This window comes from Petralouisia muris (assembly GCF_004793545.1).
Taxonomy (GTDB): Bacteria; Bacillota; Clostridia; order Lachnospirales; family Lachnospiraceae; genus Petralouisia; species Petralouisia muris.
Genome location: NZ_SRYA01000213.1, coordinates 1 through 1,207 on the forward strand (window position 1 = coordinate 1; position 1,207 = coordinate 1,207).

Sequence of the window (1,207 nt, forward strand, 5' to 3'; positions counted from 1 at the left end):
CCCTTTTATTAAAAACGACACTTGCTTTTTATGGCAATGTGAGTGATAGATGTAACAGGGGATGCCAGGAACGGAGGTATTATGAGAGAAATAACAAAAATAGGGGGCAGAAACACGCAGCCCGTCAAACGTAAACGTGTCGCTGCCTACGCGCGCGTATCGTCCGGCAAGGACGCGCAGCTGCATTCCTTATCCGCCCAAATCAGCTACTACAACAATTATATAGGAAGCCGGGGCGACTGGGAACTGGCCGGAATTTATGCCGATGAAGCAATGACCGGCACGAAAGAAAACCGCCCACAGTTCCAAAAACTGCTCTCCGACTGTCGGGCAGGGAAAATCGATATGGTAATTGTAAAATCCATTACCCGGTTAGCGCGCAACACGGTGACACTGCTGGAGACTGCCCGTGAGCTTAAAGCGTTGGAGATTGACATATTTTTTGAGAAAGAAAACATCCACACATTAAGCACGGACGGCGAACTAATGCTGACCCTGCTGGCTTCCTTTGCCCAGGAGGAAAGCCGATCCGCCTCGGAAAACGTCAAGTGGCGCATCCGCAAGAACTTCGAGCGTGGAATTCCTACGGGCGGCGGATTGTTCGGATACCGTTTTAAGGACGGTATGCTGCAGGTGGTGCCGGAAGAAGCAGAGATTGTAAAACAAATCTTTAACAACTTTCTCAGCGGCATGGGCATCGCACCCATTGCTAAGAAGCTGAACCGGGAGGGCGTCCCAACCAGGTGGGGGAATTTATGGAGCAAGAGCACCATCCGTGGCATCCTGCAGCGGGAAACCTATACCGGCAATCTGCTGCTCCAGAAAACCTACAGATCCGACCATATCACCAAAAAGAAGATGATAAACTACGGCGAACTGCCCATGTATTATGTGGAAGACAGCCATGAAGCCATCATCGACAGGGAAACTTTCCAGAGGGTGCAGAATGAGCTGGAGCGGCGGGCGGCAGAATACTCACGCCCGCATACGGCAAGGCCCGCTTCCCCATATTTATTCACGGGAATGATCCGCTGTGGCTTTTGCGGCAGGCATTTTTCCCGTAAGCTAACCGCTTCGGATAAGAAGTACACCAAGAAACCACAATGGGTATGTTCCACTTTCCATGTTTATGGAAAATCCGAATGCCCGTCGCAGCGGATTCCGGAAGACATACTCATCGCTAAGACTTCCGAGGTTTTGGGGTATG

The 1,207-nt window shown here is 50.9% G+C and carries 1 protein-coding gene; it reads left to right on the top strand.

Annotation, left to right across the window (positions count from 1 at the left end):
- Window positions 1-81: 81 nt before the first annotated feature.
- On the top strand, window positions 82-1,207 hold a 1,126-nt coding region (locus E5329_RS29115), incomplete at its 3' end, for a recombinase family protein (protein ID WP_135992576.1).